This window comes from Nocardioides deserti (assembly GCF_014266025.1).
Taxonomy (GTDB): Bacteria; Actinomycetota; Actinomycetes; order Propionibacteriales; family Nocardioidaceae; genus Nocardioides; species Nocardioides deserti.
In genome coordinates, this window is the sequence record NZ_JACMYC010000004.1 from 21,584 (window position 1) to 38,796 (window position 17,213).

Consider the following 17,213-nt stretch of genomic DNA (forward strand, 5'->3'; position numbering starts at 1 on the left):
GCCGGCTCAGGCCACGCCGGCGGCCTTCTCCAACGCCGCGACCTCGTCGTCGAGGTGGACGAGCAGCCGCTGCAGGTGCGGGACGGTGCGGCGGCAGCCGGTCACGCCGAACGCCAGCTTGTCGTCGTACGACGTGCACGTGATGTTGAGCGCCATCCCGTCGATGGGGATCGACAGCGGGTAGGTGCCGTCGAGGCGGGCGCCGTTCCAGTAGCGGGTCGTGATGGGGCCGGGGACGTTGCTGATGATGCAGTTGTACGGCGGCCGCACCAGCCCCTGCATCCGCAGCATCGGCGTGAGGATCGCCGGCGCCTGGCCGAGCGCGCTCATCGCGACGATCTGCACCGGTGTCATCGACGACAGCGCCTCCTTGCCGTCGCGCATCGAGGCGTGGATGAGGTCGAGCCGGCGGGCCGGGTCGTCGTGGTTGGTGGCGAGCTGCACCATCACGGCACCGACCGCGTTCCCGCCGTCGGGATTGGCGATGTGCGACTGCTTGGCGTTGAGGCCGACCGGCACCATCGCGACCAGCGAGGAGTCGGGGAGCGCGTCGAGCTCGAGCAGGTAGCTGCGCAGCGCGCCGCTGCACATGGCCAGCACGACGTCGTTGAGGGTGGTGCCGGTCGCCCTGCCCACCGCGCGGAGCCGCTCGATCGGCCAGTCCTGCGCGGCGAACCGGCGGGAGCCGGTGATCCGCTGGTTGAAGATCGTGCGCGGCGCGTAGAGCGAGAGCGCCGAGGTCTCGTTGCGCAGCCCCTTGGTCAGCGTGCGGACCAGGGCGCCCGGCAGGCCGGCGGCCTCGGCGGTGAGGCCGAGCGCACTGCGCAGCGCCTGCACGGGCACCTCGGCGAGGTCGACCGGGCGGCGCTCGCGGACGCGCGGTTCGGCGCCCTCGCGCGGCCGGGCGTCCCACGGTGCGCGCATGCCGCGCTCGTCCGGGTCCTCGCTGAGCACGCTCTGCAGCAGCCGCATGGCGGAGACGCCGTCGACCAGCGAGTGGTGGACCTTGGTGTAGAGCGCGACCCGGCTGTCGTGGAGCCCCTCGATGACGTGCGCCTCCCACAGCGGGCGCTCGCGGGCGAGCCGGGTGCCGTGCAGCCGGCCGCAGAGGTCGAGCAGCTCGCGGATCCGGCCGGGCTGGGGCAGCGCGCTGTGCCGGACGTGGTGGTCGATGTCGAACTGCTCGTCCTGCTGCCACACCAGCTGGCCGGCCGTCCGCAGCGAGCGGTGGGGGCGCTTGAGGAACAGCGGCGACATCTCCGAGACGTCGCGCATGCACTCGTACATCTCGCGGGTGTACCCCGGTCCCGCGTCCGCCGGGTTCTCGAACAGCTGCAGGCCGCCGACGTGCATCGGCATGCTGCGGTTCTCGGCCATGAGGAAGGCCAACGACGTGGGGTCGATCGGAGTGACCACGGAGGGCCTTTCGGTGTCGGCGGGTGCCGGGCGGCAGGGCGGAGCAGTCGGGCGGAGGGGCGGGCGGAGCAGTCAGGGGCCGAGTGTGACCCGCGGTGACGACCGCCACAAGGGTCGGGTGCGCCGCTGGGCGGCCGGCGTCGCCGGTCGGCCCACGTGTCGTTCACAGCGCCGGCTCGCGCACGGCTGTCCACCGGTGCTCCGCGTGGGGGCCGGCACGGTCGTCGGTCCTTCCTAGCGTCGTGCTCGCACCGGAACTCGCCGGTGCAGGAACTCCTCGGGAGCAGACATGACGCAATGCAGGACGGGCCGGCAGACGCAGAAGCGGACGAACCGGTGGACGGCCGGTGTGGGTGCGATCGGCGTGGTTGCCGGGCTCGTGGTCGGCGGAGTCGCCGGCGGAGCGGCCATCGCGGCGGACGGGCCGGAGCTCGTCGGCGGCAAGAAGTACAAGCCGGTGCCGAGCACGATCGTGAGCGTGACCGGCGACAAGAAGAACGGCTTCGAGATCCGGCGCTACGACGGCAGCGAGCAGTTCCCGCCGACCGACTCCGAAGCGCGGGCGGAGTGCAACGAGTACGACACCGAGGTCGCCCGCGTGCGGTGCCGCAGCGAGGTCCGCACCTGGTACCGCGACTTGGGCGACATGAAGCGGGCGATCCACTACGCGCGGTCCTCGGCCTCGGGCTCCTGACCGTCGAGTCGCCACCTCTCGCGGGTCGAGTCGTCATTCCGGCGGGGCGAATCGCCAGCTCCGGCAGGTCGTGACGGCTGACCGCGCGGCCCGGGGGGACCATGGACTGCGACGGCTCTGGCACGATCATCGCCATGCGTGAGCCCGGCCCGGTGGACCGACTGCGGGCGCGCGGCCGGACCTCCGCCCGGGCGCGGCTGGACCGGCTGTCCTCGAAGCGGTGGCAGATCGCGCAGTGCGCGGTCGCGGCCGGCGTGGCCTGGTTCATCGCGGCCGACCTGTTGAACCACCCTACGCCCTTCTTCGCCCCGGTCGCGGCCGTCCTCAGCCTGGGCACGTCCTACGGGCAGCGGTTGCAGCGGGTCGGCGAGGTCGCGGTCGGGGTGGCCGTCGGCGTGCTCATCGGTGACCTGCTGACCCTGCAGATCGGCACGGGTGCCTGGCAGCTGACGCTCGTCGTGGTCCTTGCGATGTCGACGGCGTTCCTCCTCGACGGCGGGCAGGTGGTGGTCACGCAGGCCGCAGTGCAGTCGATCGTGGTCGCCACGCTGCTCCCGGACCCCGGAGCGGCGCTGGTGCGCTGGACCGACGCGCTCGTCGGCGGTGCGGTCGCGCTGGTGGCGGCCACGGCCGTCCCGTCCGCGCCGCTGCGCCGGCCCCGCGAACAGGCCGCGGTGATCGTCCGGAAGATCTCCGCGCTGCTGCGCGCGGCCGGCGAGGTGATGACCGACGGGGCGTCCGAGCGCGGCCTGGACCTGCTCGCCGACGCCCGGCAGACCGACCGGCTGATCCGCGAGCTGCAGGCTGCCGCCGACGAGGGCATGGCGGTGGTGGCGTCCTCGCCGTTCCGCGTGCGGCACCGGGGCGACCTCCGCCGGATGGCCGACCTGGTCGAGCCGCTCGACCGCGCCCTGCGCAGCACCCGTGTCCTGGTCCGCCAGGTGGCGGTGCTGGCCTACCACCGGCGGCCGGTGCCCTCGTCGTACGCGCTGCTCGCCCTCGACCTCGCCGACGCCGCGGACACGGTGGCCGACGAGCTCGAGGCCGACCGGATGGCCTCGGCGGCCCGGACCGCGCTGCTGACCGTCGGCGACGCGTCGGGCCGGGTCGAGCGGGCCGTGGAGATGAACGCCGAGGTCGTGCTGGTGCAGCTGCGGTCGGTCGTGGTCGACCTGCTGGTCATGACCGGCATGGACCAGATCGAGTCCACGAACGCGCTGCCCCCGCCCCCGCGATGACCGGCGACCCGCGAGCCGGGTGGGTGCTGCACGTCGACCTCGACCAGTTCATCGCCGCTGTGGAGGTGCTGCGGCGGCCGGAGCTCGCCGGCAGGCCGGTCGTCGTCGGCGGTCGCGGCGACCCGACCGAGCGCGGGGTCGTGTCGACCGCGTCGTACGAGGCCCGAGCGCACGGCGTCGGCTCGGGCATGCCGCTGCGGGTCGCGGCACGCAAGTGCCCGGACGCGGTGTTCCTGCCGGTGGACAAGGCGGAGTACGACGCGGCGTCGGCGGAGGTCATGGCGACCCTGCGTGCGGTGACCTGGGACGGCGCGCCGGTGGTCGTCGAGGTGCTCGGCTGGGACGAGGCGTTCCTCGGGATCGACCCGGCCGCGGCGGAGGGGGTGGGGGGAGGGACCCCCACCAGCCCCGCCACGGGCCCCGCCACGGGCCCCGCCACGGGCCCAGTCACGGGCCCAGCCACGAGCCCGGAGCAGTTCGCCGCCGAGGTCCGCGCGGCGGTGCTCGAGGCGACCGGGCTGCACTGCTCGGTCGGCATCGGCGACAACCGGCTGCGGGCGAAGATCGCGACCGACTTCGGCAAGCCGCGTGGGACGTTCCGGCTGACGGCGGAGAACTGGTCCGCGGTGATGGGCGACCGGCCGACCGACGCGCTGTGGGGCATCGGCAGCCGGACCGCCAAGCGGCTGGCCGCGCTCGGGATCGAGACCGTGGACCAGCTGGCCGCGGCCGACGCGGACCACCTGGCCCGAGAGCTCGGGCCGACGATGGGCCCGTGGTACGTCCGGCTCGGCCGCGGCGTGGACACTAGACGGGTCGATCCGACGCCGTACGTCCCGCGGGCGCACGGCCGGGAGGAGACCTTCCAGGCCGACCTCGAGGACTGGGCCGAGGTCGAGGCGGCCGTCCGCCGGCTCGCCCGCGCGGCGACCGTCGACATCGACGCCGCCGGCCGGCCGGCGGCGCGGGTGGGCATCAAGGTGCGCTACCGGCCCTTCTTCACCACCTCGCGCAGCCGCACGCTGCCGGCTCCGACCAACGACCCGGACGTGCTCGGTGACGCGGCGGCCGGCCTGCTCGACCGGGTCGAGCGCGACCGCCCGGTGCGGCTGCTGGGCGTGCGGCTGGAGATGGTGCCGCCGCCCGGCGGCTACTGAGACCGGCCTGGGGACCGGCGGGACCGGGCTACCGGCCCAGGCCGTCGCGGAGCTCGGTGACCACCGAGTCGACGACGGCGACGAGGTCGCCGGAGGACTCCTCGGCCACCGCCCGCTGCCGCTGGTAGGACGCGCCGCGCAGCGGGATCTCGGCCACCGAGGCGAGCTCGGCGGCGCACCCGAGGCGCTCCGCGGTCGGCTCGAGCCGGACCAGCAGGTCGGCGAGGTCGTCGGTGACCAGCCGTTCGTGGGAGTCGGCGTCGAGGATGACGATCGCGTCGAGGCCGTAGCGGGCGGCGCGCCACTTGTTCTCCTGCACGTGCCACGGCGGCATCGTCGGCAGCACCTCGCCGGCCGCCGCCCGGGTGTCGAGGTCGACGACCAGGCAGTGGCACAGCGCGACGATCGCGGCGAGGTCGTCGAAGGACGAGACGCCGTCGCAGACCCGGTTCTCCAGCGTCCCGAGGTGCGGCGCCGGCCGGACGTCCCAGCGGATCTCGTTCAGCTCGTCGATGACGCCGGTGTGCAGCTGGTCGCCCGCGAACGCCTCGAACTCCGACCAGTCCTGGAACTGGAACGGCAGCCCCGCGGTCGGCAGCTGCTGGAACATCAGTGCCCGGTTCGATGCGTAGCCGGTGTCGACGCCGGCCCAGATCGGCGAGGACGCCGAGAGGGCCTGCAGGTGCGGGTAGTGGTTGAGCAGGGAGGACAGCACCGGCATCACCCGGTCGCGCTCGGGCAGCCCGACGTGGACGTGCACGCCCCAGATCAGCATCTGCCGGCCCCACCACTGGGTGCGGTTGATCAGCTCCTCGTAGCGGTGGCCCTCGGTCAGCTGCTGCGCGGTCCACGACGCGAACGGGTGGGTGCCGCCGCCGAACAGGTCGACGCCCAGCTCGTCGGCGACCGGCACCACCGCCTCGAGGGCCTGCCGCAGCTCGTCGACCGCCCCGCCGACGGTGGTGCACACGCCGGTGACGACCTCGATCGTGTTGCGCAGCAGCTCCTTGTGCAGCCGGCCCGGGTCGGGCAGCCGCGCCTGCGCCGCCGCGAGCAGCTCGGAGGCGCCGTTGACCAGGTCGCGCGAGCCGCGGTCGACCAGCGCGAGCTCCCACTCGACGCCGAGCGTCGGCTCGGGGGAGGGCCGGAAGTCGATCCGCACGCCACCAGCGAAGCACACCGGACCGAACCGGCCGGCACGTCAGAGCCGGGCGAGCCAGCCGCGCGCGGTGGCACCGTCGTACGGCGCGTGGCCGGCCTCGACGACCGCGCGGACCCGGTCGCAGGAGGCGATCGCCAGCGCGCAGACCTCGGCGGGGTAGCCGAGCGTGACCCGGTGCTCGGCGAACTCGTCCTCGTCGTCGACCCACGTGCGACCGGTCAGCCCGCGCAGCACGTCGAGGTCGAGGTCGACCGCGCGCAGGGTGTCGCCGTCCCAGGCCGGCGGCGTGGTGACGTCGACGTACACCGCCAGCGGACCGCCCTTGCCGTGGAAGGTCGCCAGCCAGGCGCGGCCGAGGTCCGGGCCCGCTGCGGGGACGAGCACGACCTGGTCGGTGGGGGCGACGTACGACGCCCCGGGCCGCTCGAGCGCGGTGCCGGCGGGGAGCCCCAGCCAGTCGCCGTGCGCGTCCGACCCGAGCACCTCGGCCTCGAACGTCCAGTGCGGCCGGGCGCCCCACTTGGTCATCGCGACGGTGACCCGGGAGCCTGCCGGGGGAGCCGCCGGGGAGGACATGCGCCCTGTCTAGCATCGGCGCCATGTCGGCGTCGGAGGAGTCCTCGGTCCGCACGTACACCCAGATCCTCGACCTCTGTCTCCGCATCGGCGAGCTGCTGCTGGCCTCGGGGGCCGGCGCCGCCGACGTCACGGCGACGATGCAGGCGGTCGCCCGCGCTCTCGGCCTGCGCAACGTCGATGTGGACATCACCTTCACCTCGCTCTCCGCGAGCTTCCAGCCGGTCACCGACGAGCCGACGATCGTGCAGCTGCGCTACGTCAAGCAGCGCGCGATCGACTACGAGCACCTCACCCGCGTCGACCACCTCGTCCGCGAGCTGCTGCGCCAGGAGGTCGACCTGAAGGAGGCGCGCAGCGCGCTCGGCCGGATCACGTCCTCGGGCCACGACCGGCCGCGGTGGGCGATCACGCTCGGCTGGGGCCTGATGTGCGGCGGCGTCGGCCTGCAGGTGGGCGGTGACCTCGCCGTGGTCGTGATCGCGTGCTTCGCGGCGATGGCGATCGACCGGATGCAGCTGCGGATGTCGCGCCGGCGGTACCCGGTCTTCTACCAGCAGGTCGCCGGCGGCGGGCTCGCCACGATCATCGCGCTGCTGGTCGCCGCCACCCCGCTGGCGCTGGACCCGTCCCTGGTCGTCACCGCCAACATCATCATGCTCCTGGCCGGCATCGGGTTCGTCGGCGCGCTCCAGGACGCGCTGACCGGCTTCTACATCACCGCCGGCGCCCGGCTGACCGAGGCGATCCTCGCGACGGCCGGCATCATCGGCGGCGTCAGCGGCGGCATCAGCCTGGCGTACGCCGTCGGGGTGGAGGTCCCACAGCTCGACCCCGGCACCGCCAACCTGTCGAGCGTCGCGTGGACGATCCTCGGCGCCGCGGTCGCCGCCGCGGCGTTCGCGTGGTCGTCCTACGCCCCCAAGCGCAGCCTCGTGCCGATCGCGCTGGTCTCCGCGGTGGCGATGGGCATCTCGCAGTCGATCGCCGCCCCCGGCATCGGCCGCGCCTGGTCGGTGGCGCTGGCGGCGCTCTTCGTCGGCCTCGTGGCCTACACGGTCGCCGGTCGCCTGCGGGTGCCGCCGCTGGTGGTCGTGGTCTCCGCGGTGGTGCCGATGCTGCCGGGGCTCTCGATCTACCGCGGCCTCACCCTGCTCGCGGAGGGCGACGCGTCGACCAGCACGGGGCTGCTGGCGATGGTCACCGCCGCGTCGGTCGCGCTGGCGCTGTCCTCCGGGGTGATCCTCGGGGAGTACGTCGCCCAGCCGGTCAAGCGCGAGGCGGCCCGGCTCGAGAGCCGGCTGGCCGGCCCGCGGCTGGTCGGCCCGCTGCGCACCCGGCCCGACGGGTCGCAGCGCACGCGGCGTACCCGTCGGCGCCGGGCGGAGACCTCCGCCTGATCCGGCGGGACCAGCTCGGGCTCGGTCTCGGGCTCAGACGACGGTGGTCTTCGCCGGCAGGACCTTCTTCGAGACCCGCGCGACGACGTCCTGGTAGCGGGCGCCGGCGAGCTTGCCGAACCAGTGCAGCGCGTGCGCGTCGGAGCCGACCAGCACGCGCGACTTGTCGGCCAGCACGCCGGCGACGATCACCTCGGCGGCCTTCTCCGGCGTGGTCTTCGCGAGCTTCTTGTCGAAGAACGACGCCGTCCGGGCCTGGTCCTCGCGCGAGGAGACCCGCGCGTTGCGAGCGATCGCGGTCTTGATGCCGCCGGGGTGGACGACCGTCACGCCGACGCGGTGGCCGGCGGCCAGCATCTCGATCCGCAGCGCCTCGGACATGCCGCGGACGGCGTACTTCGTCGCGTTGTAGATCGACTGGCCGGGCATCGAGACCAGCCCGAACAGCGACGACAGGTTGACCACGTGCCCGTCGCCGGAGGCGATGAGGTGCGGCAGGAACGCCTTGGTGCCGTTGAGCACGCCGAGGAGGTTGATGCCGATGATCCAGTCGATGTCGGGCCAGTCGAGGTCGACCAGGTCGCCGGCGAGCGCCACGCCCGCGTTGTTGACGACGACGTTGACCCGCCCGAACTGGTCGGCCACCGAGGCGGCGTACGCCGTCATCGCGTCGCGGTCGGCGACGTCGAGGCGGTCGGTGCGGACCTCGCGGGCGCCGGCGGCGCGCGCCTGGTCGGCGGTCTCGGCCAGGCCGGCCTCGTTCACGTCCGACAGCGCCAGCAGCGACCCGCGGCGCGCGCAGTCGAGGGCCAGGGCGCGGCCGATGCCGGACCCGGCGCCGGTGATCACGACGACCTTGTTCTCGAGCGTCTTCATGCGGGGACGTCCTCCGTCTGCTGGGGGCTGGGATGGGTGGTGCTGGTGCTGGTGCTGGTGCCGGTGCTGGTGCCGGTGCTGGTGCCGGGGGTGAGGGGAGCGGGCGCGCCGCGCACGGCGTACGCGGCGGCGTCGAAGTCGCGCAGCGCCGCACGGAAGCCGAACGTCGTGCGCGGCCAGAGGGTGGTGTTGCGGCCGTGCTCGTCGAGGTACCAGCTCGAGCAGCCGCCGCGGTGCCACACGGTGCGCTTCATCCGCTGCTGGAGCCGGTCGTTCCAGGAGCGGGCGACGTCCTCGCGCGGCTCGACGACGGCGTAGGAGCTGACCCGCATCGTGCGCAGCGCCTGGCGGAGGTACTGCACCTGCGACTCGATCATGAAGACCATCGAGGAGTGGCCCAGGCCGGTGTTGGGGCCGACCAGCATGAAGAGGTTCGGGAACTCCGGGACGGTCGTGCCCTTGTACGCCGCCATGCCGCTCTCGCGCCACCGGTCGGCGAGCGTGCGGCCGCGCCGGCCGACGAGGTGCTCGGTGATCGGCAGGTCGGTGGTGTGGAAGCCGGTCGCGACGATGATGACGTCGACCTCGCGCTCGGTGCCGTCCGCGGTCACGACCGACGTCGGCGTGACCCGGGCGATCCGGTCGGTCACGAGGTCGACGTTGTCGGCGGCGAGCGCCGGGTAGTAGGTGTTGCTGATGAGGACGCGCTTGCAGCCGAGCGCGAAGTGCGGGGTCACCTTCTTGCGCAGCGCGGGGTCGCGGATGCCGCGGGCGATGTTGGCCTCGGCGAGCTTGCGGGCGGGGAACGCGATGCCCGGCTGGAAGGTGAACGCCGGCACGTAGGTCTCGCGGGCCCAGTAGACCGCCGTGCGGTAGGCCCGCTGCACGCCCGGCACGTGCCGCAGGGCGGCGCGCTCGAGGGCGGAGTAGGTCCGGTCGGCCCGCGGGATGATCCACGGGGCCGTGCGCTGGTACACGTCGAGCCGCCCGGCCACCTTCTGCACCTCCGGCACGATCTGGATCGCCGAGGCGCCGGTGCCGATGACGGCCACGCGCTTGCCGGCGAGGTCGACGTCGTGGTCCCAGCGGGCGGAGTGGAACAGGTGACCCGCGAAGTCGCCGATCCCCTCGATGTCGGGGAGCTTGGGCTCGGACAGGCCGCCGGCGCCGACGACCAGCGTGCGCGCGGACCAGGTCTCGCGGGTCCCGCCACGCGTCGTACGCACCGTCCAGCGGGCGGCCTCGTCGTCCCAGGTGGCGTCCTCGACGCGGGTGCCGAAGCGAAACCGGTCGAGCGTGCCGGACTCGCTGGCGACGCGGCGCAGGTAGGCCTGGATCTCCGGCTGCGGGGAGAACGATGAGGTCCACTCGGGGTTGGGCGCGAAGGAGAAGGAGTAGAGCTGGCTGGGGACGTCGCAGGCCGCGCCCGGGTAGGTGTTGTCGCGCCAGGTGCCGCCGACGTCGCCGCCCTTCTCGAGCACCACGAAGTCGTGCTCGCCGTCCTCGGCGAGCTTGATCGCCGCGCAGAGCCCCGCGAAGCCGGCGCCGACGATCACGTGGTCGACCTCGGTGGTGGCCTCCGCAGCGCCCTCGGAGGTGGTCTCGGTGCCTGGAGGAGTGGTGGCCTGGGTCATGGGCGGTCACGCTATTGCCACTATTGAACGAGCGTCAATAGGATGGTGCCCGTGACGGCACCCACACGCACCCGCCTCGCGCCCGAGCAGCGCCGCACGCAGCTGCTCGACCTCGGCGTGCGGCTGCTCGCCACCCGCTCGCTCGACGAGCTGTCGATCGACGTGCTCGCCGAGGAGGCCGGCATCAGCCGCGGCCTGCTCTACCACTACTTCGGCGGCAAGCACGCCTTCCACGAGGCCGTCGTCCGGCACGCCGCCGACGACCTCATCGCCCAGACCGCGCCGCCCGAGGGCGGCGAGCCGCTGGAGCGGCTGCTGGCGTCGGTGACGGCGTACGTCGACTACGTCGTCGCCAACCACGCCGGCTACCAGTCGCTGGTCAAGGCGGCCGCGAGCGGCAACGACGTCCTGCGCGAGATCTACGAGGACGCCCGCTCCGCGCTCACCGGCCGGATCTTCACCGAGGACCCCTGGGGCGACCTCATCCCCGACACCCCGGTCAACCGGCTGGTCGTCCGCGGCTGGTCGGCCATGGTCGAGGAGCTCGTCCTCGCCTGGGTCGCCGACCCCGCCGACGTGCCCCGCGACCGGCTGCTCGAGCTGGTCGCCGGGTCGCTGCCGGCGCTCGTGGAGTCTGCCGGGTCGTGAGCGGCAGCTGCTTGTGACGCGCTGTCCGCACAACTACCGCGCCGTTCGAGCGGCGCGGTAGACGGCCGGACAGCGCGTTACGCGCGACCTCGGCCCGGCCCGCTCAGGCGCGGAGCGGCCCGGAGGAGACGACGTCGGCGAGCTGGTCGAGTCCCCACTCGAGGTCCTCGCGGCTGATGACGAGCGGCGGGGCGAGCCGGATGGTCGAGCCGTGGGTGTCCTTGGCGAGGACGCCGCGGGCCATGAGCGCCTCGCAGACCTCGCGGCCGGTGCCGACGGTCGGGTCGATGTCGACGCCGGCCCACAGCCCCCGGACGCGTACGCCGACGACACCCTGCCCGACGAGCGACTCGAGCCGGTCGCGGAGCACGACACCGAGCTCGGTGGCCCGTGCCTGGTGCTCACCGGTGGCGAGCATCTGCACGACGGCGTGCCCGACGGCGCAGGCCAGCGGGTTGCCGCCGAAGGTGGAGCCGTGCTGGCCGGGACGGAGCACGCCGAGGACGTCGCGGTCGGCGACGACGGCGGAGACGGGGACGATGCCGCCGCCGAGCGCCTTGCCGAGCACGTAGAGGTCCGGCACGACGTCCTCGTGGTCGCAGGCGAAGGTGCGCCCGGTGCGGCCGAGGCCGGCCTGGATCTCGTCGGCGGCCATCAGCACGTTGGTGCGGGTGCACAGCTCGCGCAGCCCGCGGAGGAACCCGTCGGGCGGCAGCACGACGCCGCCCTCGCCCTGGATCGGCTCGACGAGCACCGCGACGGTGTCGTCGTCGATGGCGGCCTCGACCGCGGCCAGGTCGCCGTAGGGGACGGCCACGAAGCCGGGTGTGAACGGGCCGAACCCGTCGTGCGCGTCGGGGTCGTCGGAGAAGCCGACGATCGTGGTGGTGCGGCCGTGGAAGTTGCCGGTGAAGACGATGATCTTGGCCTGACCGGGCGTCACGCCCTTGACCTCGTAGCCCCACTTGCGGGCGACCTTGATCGCGGTCTCGACGGCCTCCGCGCCGGTGTTCATCGGCAGCACGAGCTCCTTGCCGCACAGGTCGCCGAGCGCGGCGCAGAAGTCGGCGAACCGGTCGTGCACGAAGGCCCGGCTGGTCAGCGTCAGGCGGTCCAGCTGCTCGTGCGCGACGCGCAAGAGGTCGGGGTGCGCGTGTCCGAAGTTGAGCGCGGAGTAGCCCGCCAGCAGGTCGAGGAACCGGTTGCCCTCGACGTCGGTCATCCACGCACCCTCGGCGTGCTCGACGACCACCGGCAGCGGGTGGTAGTTGTGCGCGGTCCGTTCCTCGGCGCGCTGGAACGGCGTGCGGGCGGTCTCGGCTGCGTTCTCAGCCGCGGTCTCGGCGAGCGTGGTCATCGTGCCTCCTTCGGGTCGCTCCCAGATTGTCAGACAACCTGACGAACGTCCGCATCGGCGGGAAATTCGCGTCGCTCCCGATCGTGCGCGGGCGTCACCGGGCGGCCAAACCCGCGCGGCGTGGGCTCCCACGGGGATGGCGCCCCGGCCGCTCGGGTATCGGGCGGCCATGAGCAAGCCACGTCCCGGGGACGTCGTCGTGATCACCGGAGCCTCCAGCGGGATCGGCCGCGCCACCGCGCTCGCCGCCGCGCCGGAGGGCGTCCACCTCGTCCTGGTCGCCCGCGGGGTGGGGTCGCTGGACCTCGTGGCCGCCGAGTGCGACGACGCGGGCGCCGCCTCGACGATGGTGGTCCCGACCGACGTCGGCGACGACGCGGCCGTCGAGGCGCTCGTCGACGCGGTGCTCGCGCGGCACGGGCGCATCGACGTGTTCGTCAACGCCGCCGGTGTCGTGGCCTACGGCCGCACCGAGGAGGTGCCGCAGGAGGTCTTCGACGGGGTGATGCGCACCAACCTGCTCGGCACCGCCAACGTCGCGCGCCACGTCGTACCCGTCCTCCGCGGGCAGGACGCCGGCACGCTCACCCTCGTCGGCTCGGTCATCGGCCACATCGCGGTGCCCGGCATGACGGCGTACGCCGTGAGCAAGTGGGGCGTGCGCGCGCTCGCCCGGCAGCTCAAGCTGGAGAACGCCGACAAGAAGGGCGTGACCATCTCCTACGTCGCCCCCGGCGGCGTCGACACCCCGATCTACCAGCAGGCGGCCAACTACGACGGCTTCGAGGGCCGCCCGCCGCCGCCCACCGCCAGCCCCGAGCGGGTCGCCGCGCAGATCCTGTCCCGGATCGGCCGCGAGGGCGCCCGGGCGCAGCTGCTGCTGAGCAACGAGGTGATCCGGTTCGGGTTCAGCGCGGTGCCGTTCGTCTACGACGCGATCATCGGCCCGTTCTTCCGGCACGGCGCGATCGACCGGCTCCGCCCGGTCGAGCCCCACCCCGGCAACGTGCTGAGCCCCCGCCAGAGCGGCAACAAGCTGCACGGCGACCAGGGCAACGCGATCGTCGGCATCACCCGCAACGTGCTCACCCACCTGCGCGGGTGAGGCGCGCGTGACCGAGACGTACGACGCCGTCGTCGTCGGCGCCGGCCCCAACGGACTGGTCGCCGCGAACCACCTGCTCGACCAGGGCTGGTCAGTCCTCGTGCTCGAGGCCCAGCCCGACGTCGGGGGCGCGGTCAGCAGCGACCGCGAGCTGCACCCGGACTACGTCCACGACACGTTCAGCGCGTTCTACCCGCTGGCCGCCGGGTCGCCGACGATCCGCTCGTTCCACCTCGAGGACCACGGCCTGCGCTGGGCGCACAGCCCGGCGGTGCTCGGCCACTGCCTGCCGTCGGGGGAGTGGGCCACCCTCCACCGCGACCGCACCGTCACCGCTGCCCTCATGGACGCCCAGCACCCCGGTGACGGCGACGCCTGGCTCCGGCTGTGCGACACGTGGGACCGGATCGGCGACCAGGTCGTCGCCGCGCTGCTCACGCCGTTCCCGCCGGTGCGGCCCGCGCTCGGCGCGCTCGCCCGGCTGCCGCGGGTCGGTGGCCTGGAGTTCGTCCGCGACCTGCTGATGCCGGTGGTCGACCTCGGCCGGCACCGCTTCGGCGGCGCCGCGCCGCGGATCCTGCTCGCCGGCAACGCCGGCCACTCCGACATCCCGCTCGGCGCGCCCGGCTCCGGCCTGATGGGCCTGCTGCTGACCATGCTCGGCCAGACCGTCGGCTACCCGGTGCCGGAGGGCGGCGCCGGCATGCTCACCCAGGCGATGGCCTCGCGGGTCCGCGCCCTCGGCGGCACGATCCGCTGCGACGCCGAGGTGACACGCATCGAGGTCGAGCGCGGCCGGGCCGTCGCCGTACGCACCCGCGATGGCGAGCGGTACGCCGTGCAGCACGCGGTCGTCGCCGACGTCGCGGCGCCGCACCTCTACGGCGGGCTCGTCGCCGCCGACGACCTGCCGGCCAGCACCATGCGCAAGATGGAGTCCTTCGAGATGGATCCCGGCACCGTCAAGGTGGACTGGGCGCTCGACGGACCGGTGCCGTGGAAGTCCGAGCCGCCGCACGCGCCCGGCACCTTCCACGTGGCCGACTCGGTCGAGCAGATGTCCGAGGCGCTCCACCACGTCAACAGCCGCACCGTGCCGGCCAAGCCCTTCATGCTCGCCGGCCAGATGACCACCTCCGACCCGACCCGGTCGCCGGCCGGCACCGAGTCGCTGTGGGCCTACACCCACGTGCCGCAGGACATCGCCCGCGACCTCGGCGACGACCCGGTCACCGGCCGGTGGGACGAGGGGGAGTGCGAGCGGTTCGCCGACCGGATGCAGGCCCGGATCGAGGAGCTCGCCCCCGGCTTCGGGTCCAAGGTCGTCGCCCGCCGGGTGCTCGGCCCGCACGAGATGCAGGCCCGCAACGCCAACCTCATCGGCGGCGCGCTCAACGGCGGCACCTCCCAGCTGCACCAGGAGCTGGTCTTCCGGCCGATCCCCGGCCTCGGCCGGTCCGAGACGCCCGTGAAGGGCCTCTACCTCGGTTCGGCCTCCGCCCACCCCGGCGGCGGCGTCCACGGCGCCTGCGGCATGAACGCCGCCCGCGCCGCCGTCGTCCACCGCCGGATCCGCCGGGTCGTCAACGGCCGCTGACCTCGAGGTCCCACGGGCGACCACGCGTGGCGGACCGCCACGACGGCAGGGCGGGGGTGCGGTGGGCCGGTCAGCCCTCGGTCAGGCCGGTCTCGTCACCGGTGCCGGCCTCGGCGGCCAGGCCGTCGCCGTCGGCCTGCTCGTCGAGCTGCTCCTGGACGTCGGCGAGCGCCTGCTGCTCCGGCTCGCGCTCGTGGCTGGGCTCGTTGGTCGTCTCGTCGGTGCTCTCGCTCATGAGTCCTCCTGGGGTACGTCGGGTGGTAACGCGCGAAGCGGCGGCGCCCCGCAGGGCACCGCCGCTCGCGTGTGACAGGGACGGGCGTCAGCCCTGGACGTCGGAACGGACGTTCTCCGCCGACGACTGGCCCTCGTCCTTGATCCGCTGGGCCGACTCGGTCGCGTTCTGCTTGGCCTCCTGGGCGACCTGGGTCGCCTGCTCCTTGACGTCCTGCGCCAGGGACTGGCCGGCGTCGCGGGCCTCGTCGAGGAGGGGCTGTCCCTTCTCCTTCGCCGTCTCGATCGTCGAGTGGGCGAGGTCGGCCTCGGCCCTGCTCGAGGGGATGAGCGAGGAGATCACCAGCCCGGCGCCGAAGGCGACCAGCCCGGCGGCCAGGGGCGAGCCCTGGACCTGGCTGTGGGCGCTGCCGACGGCCGAGGACGCGGCGCCGCGGACGTCGGGCGTCGACATGTCCGAGGTGCTCGGCATCGAGCCGGAGACGCTGCTGCCCGCGGTGCTCGCCTTGTCCGCGACGGTGTCGCGGACGTCGGAGGCGGTGCCCATGATCTTGTCCCGCAGACCACCGACGCGGCTGCGGGCCGCAGCCTTGCGCCGCTCGACGATGGCCGAGGGGCTCACCCGGTCCTGCAGGGCGTCGAGGTCGCCGGCCATCCGGGCCCGGGTGTCCTCGATCTGGCTGTTCAGCTCTTCTGCGCTCTGGCCCATGCTGCGTCCTCCTTGAGGGTCTGCTGCGTCTGCGGCAGCTGCGGGTTGCTCTCCTTGAGGGCCTTGCGGCCGGTCAGGGCGAGGACGCCGGCCACGATCGCCCACACCCCCGTGATGATCAGTGCCGATAGCTCGATCGGCATCCAGTTGTCGAGCAGGAACAGCACGGTCCACGACAGGAAGAAGAGGACGAAGTAGCCGGCCAGACCGGCCCCACCCAGCAGCCCGGCGCCCTTGCCGGCCTTGCTGAACTCCTCCTTCATCTCGGCCTTCGCGAGATCCATCTCCTGCTTGATCAGCGTCGTCAGGTCGTTGGTGACGTCGCTGACGATCTCGCCGAGGCTGCGCGGGTCGGCCGGCTCTCCGGGAGCGCGGTCGGCCTGCGGCGAGCTCCCGCTCGGCTGACCCTTGGGCTGGGCCGCCGGGTCGAACGGCTGGTGGGTCGGCTGGGTCACGGCCGGTCCTCCGAGCTCAGGCCGCCCCCGCTGTAGCCGGTCTCGTTGCCGGACAGCTCCTCGCGGGAGGGCTGGGTCGGCTGGCCCGGCGTCGCGCTCGGCATCGGCGGGTTCGTCGTCGCCGTGCCGCTGGGCGGCTCGTCGTCGCCGGTCACGGCGCCGCCGGTCACGCCGACGTCGGTGCCGAGCGAGCCGGTGCCGGACGCGAACGCGCTGGTCTGCGTCGGAGGCGTCGGCGGAGAAGGCGGCATCGGGGCGGCGGGGATGGTCGGCGCGGTGGACGCGCTGGGTGCGGTCGGCGTGCTCGGCGCGGCAGCGGCGCCGGCGATGCCGTCGCCCGCCCCGCGGACCAGCCGGCCGGCGACCACGCCGGCGGCCAGGGCGCCGAGCAGGAACGTGCCGGGGCGCTGGCGCGCGAAACGGCGTACGTCGTCGAGCAGCTCGCCCGGCTCACGGCCGTCGAGGCGGCTGCTGAGCGAGCGGACCTGCTCGGCCGCCTGGCGGGTGAGGTCGGTGGCCAGGCCGGCGGGCGCCTGCTGGGCCATGCCGTCGAGGTCCTCGCCGAGGCTGCCGAGGGTGCTGACGAGGCGGTCGCGCTGGGTGCGCGCCTGCTCCTGGGCCTGGCTGGTGGCCTGGCCCAGGGCGTCGTTGACCACGCTCCTGGCCTGCTGGGCCGCCTGCCCGGCGACCTGCTTGGCCTCGTCGGCGGCGGTGCCCGCAACGTGGCGCCCCTCCTCCGCGGCGGTCGACGCGGCCTGCTGGGCACGGTCGGTCGCGCTGGTGTCGGTCGTCATCTGTGTCCTCCCGGGTCGGGTTGATGTGCTTCCCCGGTGTCCGAGACGTCGCGGATCATCCTCACCCCTGGGAAGGGGCGTCACCGTCCGCCCGACTGGGCACACGGCCAGGCTCGGCCCAGCCGGCGCAGGGTCAGCCCAGCCGGCGCAGGGTCAGCCCA

The 17,213-nt window shown here is 73.9% G+C and carries 17 protein-coding genes; 7 read left to right on the forward strand and 10 right to left on the reverse strand.

Features of this window, described 5'->3' with window-relative positions; translation table 11 throughout:
• Positions 1-6: 6 nt before the first annotated feature.
• Positions 7-1,416: a WS/DGAT/MGAT family O-acyltransferase gene (locus tag H7344_RS07995; protein ID WP_186345508.1), complete on the reverse strand. Its 1,410-nt coding sequence runs from the start codon at positions 1,414-1,416 to the stop codon at positions 7-9.
• Between the two features lie 289 nt (positions 1,417-1,705).
• On the opposite strand from H7344_RS07995, the gene H7344_RS08000 reads away from it, so the two are divergent.
• The 3 genes from H7344_RS08000 to H7344_RS08010 all read left to right on the forward strand — a co-directional run bounded on the left by H7344_RS08000 (position 1,706) and on the right by H7344_RS08010 (position 4,505).
• Complete coding sequence (locus tag H7344_RS08000; RefSeq protein ID WP_186345509.1) at positions 1,706-2,110, forward strand: hypothetical protein; 405 nt, start codon at positions 1,706-1,708, stop codon at positions 2,108-2,110.
• Between the two features lie 134 nt (positions 2,111-2,244).
• A complete protein-coding gene (locus tag H7344_RS08005; RefSeq protein ID WP_186345510.1) occupies positions 2,245-3,348 on the forward strand; it encodes an FUSC family protein in 1,104 nt (367 codons plus the stop codon).
• A gap of 23 nt (positions 3,349-3,371) precedes the next feature.
• Positions 3,372-4,505: a DNA polymerase IV gene (locus H7344_RS08010; RefSeq protein ID WP_313960335.1), complete on the forward strand. Its 1,134-nt coding sequence runs from the start codon at positions 3,372-3,374 to the stop codon at positions 4,503-4,505.
• A 28-nt stretch (positions 4,506-4,533) separates the two neighbouring features.
• Here H7344_RS08010 and H7344_RS08015 read toward each other — a convergent pair whose 3' ends face one another.
• Together H7344_RS08015 and H7344_RS08020 are read right to left on the reverse strand one after the other, a co-directional pair.
• Positions 4,534-5,667, reverse strand: a complete 1,134-nt coding sequence (locus H7344_RS08015; protein WP_186345512.1) for a glutamate--cysteine ligase — start codon at positions 5,665-5,667, stop codon at positions 4,534-4,536.
• 39 nt (positions 5,668-5,706) lie between these two features.
• Positions 5,707-6,243, reverse strand: a complete 537-nt coding sequence (locus tag H7344_RS08020) for a DUF402 domain-containing protein (RefSeq protein WP_186345513.1) — start codon at positions 6,241-6,243, stop codon at positions 5,707-5,709.
• Between the two features lie 23 nt (positions 6,244-6,266).
• Between H7344_RS08020 and H7344_RS08025 the strand changes: the two genes are divergently transcribed.
• Positions 6,267-7,643: a threonine/serine exporter family protein gene (locus tag H7344_RS08025; protein ID WP_186345514.1), complete on the forward strand. Its 1,377-nt coding sequence runs from the start codon at positions 6,267-6,269 to the stop codon at positions 7,641-7,643.
• 33 nt (positions 7,644-7,676) lie between these two features.
• On the opposite strand, the gene H7344_RS08030 is transcribed toward H7344_RS08025, so the two are convergent.
• Together H7344_RS08030 and H7344_RS08035 are read right to left on the reverse strand one after the other, a co-directional pair.
• Complete coding sequence (locus H7344_RS08030) at positions 7,677-8,519, reverse strand: SDR family NAD(P)-dependent oxidoreductase (protein ID WP_186345515.1); 843 nt, start codon at positions 8,517-8,519, stop codon at positions 7,677-7,679.
• Positions 8,516-10,153 carry a flavin-containing monooxygenase gene (locus H7344_RS08035; protein WP_186345516.1) on the reverse strand — a complete coding sequence of 546 codons (1,638 nt, stop codon included), beginning with the start codon at positions 10,151-10,153 and terminating at the stop codon, positions 8,516-8,518. Before H7344_RS08035 ends, H7344_RS08030 begins: the two co-directional genes overlap by 4 nt.
• A gap of 51 nt (positions 10,154-10,204) precedes the next feature.
• Here H7344_RS08035 and H7344_RS08040 point away from each other — a divergent pair, with 51 nt between their 5' ends.
• Positions 10,205-10,801 carry a TetR/AcrR family transcriptional regulator gene (locus H7344_RS08040; protein ID WP_229706923.1) on the forward strand — a complete coding sequence of 199 codons (597 nt, stop codon included), beginning with the start codon at positions 10,205-10,207 and terminating at the stop codon, positions 10,799-10,801.
• Positions 10,802-10,904: 103 nt separating this feature from the next.
• Here the strand turns inward: H7344_RS08040 and rocD are convergent, their stop codons facing one another.
• Positions 10,905-12,158: an ornithine--oxo-acid transaminase gene (gene rocD / locus H7344_RS08045; RefSeq protein ID WP_186345518.1), complete on the reverse strand. Its 1,254-nt coding sequence runs from the start codon at positions 12,156-12,158 to the stop codon at positions 10,905-10,907.
• A gap of 169 nt (positions 12,159-12,327) precedes the next feature.
• On the opposite strand from rocD, the gene H7344_RS08050 reads away from it, so the two are divergent.
• Both H7344_RS08050 and H7344_RS21120 read left to right on the forward strand, forming a co-directional pair.
• Complete coding sequence (locus tag H7344_RS08050) at positions 12,328-13,263, forward strand: SDR family NAD(P)-dependent oxidoreductase (RefSeq protein ID WP_186345519.1); 936 nt, start codon at positions 12,328-12,330, stop codon at positions 13,261-13,263.
• Between the two features lie 7 nt (positions 13,264-13,270).
• Complete coding sequence (locus H7344_RS21120; RefSeq protein ID WP_186345520.1) at positions 13,271-14,860, forward strand: phytoene desaturase family protein; 1,590 nt, start codon at positions 13,271-13,273, stop codon at positions 14,858-14,860.
• A gap of 70 nt (positions 14,861-14,930) precedes the next feature.
• Here the strand turns inward: H7344_RS21120 and H7344_RS08060 are convergent, their stop codons facing one another.
• From H7344_RS08060 to H7344_RS08075, 4 genes are all read right to left on the reverse strand, one after another.
• The gene (locus H7344_RS08060) at positions 14,931-15,095 is read right to left on the reverse strand and encodes a hypothetical protein (RefSeq protein ID WP_186345521.1); all 165 of its coding nucleotides are present in this window, start codon (positions 15,093-15,095) and stop codon (positions 14,931-14,933) included.
• A gap of 87 nt (positions 15,096-15,182) precedes the next feature.
• Positions 15,183-15,803, reverse strand: coding sequence for a DUF3618 domain-containing protein (locus H7344_RS08065; RefSeq protein WP_186345522.1), 621 nt, complete (start codon positions 15,801-15,803; stop codon positions 15,183-15,185).
• Positions 15,779-16,258, reverse strand: a complete 480-nt coding sequence (locus H7344_RS21125; RefSeq protein ID WP_186345523.1) for a phage holin family protein — start codon at positions 16,256-16,258, stop codon at positions 15,779-15,781. Before H7344_RS21125 ends, H7344_RS08065 begins: the two co-directional genes overlap by 25 nt.
• Positions 16,255-17,052, reverse strand: coding sequence for a hypothetical protein (locus H7344_RS08075; RefSeq protein WP_186345524.1), 798 nt, complete (start codon positions 17,050-17,052; stop codon positions 16,255-16,257). The genes H7344_RS21125 and H7344_RS08075 overlap by 4 nt, the downstream gene beginning before the upstream one ends.
• Between the last annotated feature and the right edge of the window lie 161 nt (positions 17,053-17,213).

Bases quoted from the DNA above. Each gene is read 5' to 3' on its own strand.
- H7344_RS08000 (WP_186345509.1), top strand. From the start codon at position 1,706: ATGACGCAATGCAGGACGGGCCGGCAGACGCAGAAGCGGACGAACCGG.
- H7344_RS08005 (WP_186345510.1), top strand. From the start codon at position 2,245: ATGCGTGAGCCCGGCCCGGTGGACCGACTGCGGGCGCGCGGCCGGACC.
- H7344_RS08020 (WP_186345513.1), bottom strand. From the start codon at position 6,243: ATGTCCTCCCCGGCGGCTCCCCCGGCAGGCTCCCGGGTCACCGTCGCG.
- H7344_RS08025 (WP_186345514.1), top strand. From the start codon at position 6,267: ATGTCGGCGTCGGAGGAGTCCTCGGTCCGCACGTACACCCAGATCCTC.
- H7344_RS08030 (WP_186345515.1), bottom strand. From the start codon at position 8,519: ATGAAGACGCTCGAGAACAAGGTCGTCGTGATCACCGGCGCCGGGTCC.
- H7344_RS08035 (WP_186345516.1), bottom strand. From the start codon at position 10,153: ATGACCCAGGCCACCACTCCTCCAGGCACCGAGACCACCTCCGAGGGC.
- rocD (WP_186345518.1), bottom strand. From the start codon at position 12,158: ATGACCACGCTCGCCGAGACCGCGGCTGAGAACGCAGCCGAGACCGCC.
- H7344_RS08050 (WP_186345519.1), top strand. From the start codon at position 12,328: ATGAGCAAGCCACGTCCCGGGGACGTCGTCGTGATCACCGGAGCCTCC.
- H7344_RS08060 (WP_186345521.1), bottom strand. From the start codon at position 15,095: ATGAGCGAGAGCACCGACGAGACGACCAACGAGCCCAGCCACGAGCGC.
- H7344_RS08065 (WP_186345522.1), bottom strand. From the start codon at position 15,803: ATGGGCCAGAGCGCAGAAGAGCTGAACAGCCAGATCGAGGACACCCGG.
- H7344_RS08075 (WP_186345524.1), bottom strand. From the start codon at position 17,052: ATGACGACCGACACCAGCGCGACCGACCGTGCCCAGCAGGCCGCGTCG.